This is a genomic window from Shewanella sp. SR44-3 (assembly GCF_014163735.1).
In the GTDB taxonomy this organism is placed as follows: domain Bacteria; phylum Pseudomonadota; class Gammaproteobacteria; order Enterobacterales; family Shewanellaceae; genus Shewanella.
The window spans coordinates 1-994 of the sequence record NZ_JACJDV010000094.1; the positions used below are offsets into that span (position 1 = coordinate 1).

The 994-nt window shown below is 42.4% G+C and carries 1 protein-coding gene; it reads left to right on the forward strand.

Features of this window, described 5'->3' with window-relative positions:
• The first annotated feature begins 91 nt into the window (after positions 1-91).
• Positions 92-979 (forward strand): IS982-like element ISSde7 family transposase, encoded by an 888-nt coding sequence (locus H5073_RS17950; protein ID WP_182680923.1) that lies wholly within the window; start codon positions 92-94, stop codon positions 977-979.
• Positions 980-994 lie beyond the last annotated feature (15 nt).

Sequence of the window (994 nt, forward strand, 5' to 3'; positions counted from 1 at the left end):
TTAACCTCAACTCGGGATAAAAAACTGAACTAATCGCCCTCTTTGTGATCAGATCTTTCGACCAAGAAGGAACCAATCACGCAGAGGGCTTATGGATAATTTAGTGGATGTATTTTGTGATGTCGATGATTTTTGTGCTGTATTTATGCCGCAATGGAAAAAACAATGCGTAACAGATGGCACGCGTAAGCGCCAACGTTCAAGCAGAATGGACATGAGTGAAATAATGACGATTATCATACTCTTCCATACTTCTCATCATCGTGACTTCAAAAATTACTACACTGGATATCTTGCTCGTTTTTTCAAATCTGATTTCCCCCACTTACTCAGCTATACCCGTTTTCTTGAGCTTATGCCGACAGCTGTCGTGCCACTATGCAGCTATTTCTCCAGCATCAGAAGTCTACCTACGGGGATTGAATTCGTCGATTCGACCAGCATAAAGGTCTGCCACAATTTACGAATTCCAAGGCATAAAACCTTATCTGGCCTTGCTCGTCGCGGAAAAGGGACCATGGGGTGGTTCTACGGCTTCAAGCTTCACCTCATCGTTAACCATAAGGGAGGGATTGTTGCCGCCAAAATTACTCCAGCCAATACCCATGACACTAAGCCTGTTTCAGGCATGGTGGTGAATGCTATGGACAAGCTGTATGCGGATAAAGGCTATATCAGTAAAGCGTTGGCAAGCGAGCTACTTGAGCAAGGCGTAACACTAGTAAACAATGTTCGCAAGAACATGAAAAAGAAGGTTTTATCACTGTGGGATAGGGCAATGCTTTCGCGAAGATTTATTATAGAAACGATCAATGATCAGCTTAAGAATATCTCACAAATCGAGCATTCGAGGCATAGAAGTGTGCATGGTTTTATGCTGAATATGATTGGCGGTTTAATTGCCTATCAACTCAAAGAGAGTAAGCCACAACTTAATATCACAGATGTCGATTTCAATGCGATTTCTGTTATGGCTTAAACCGATCTCAGGTTA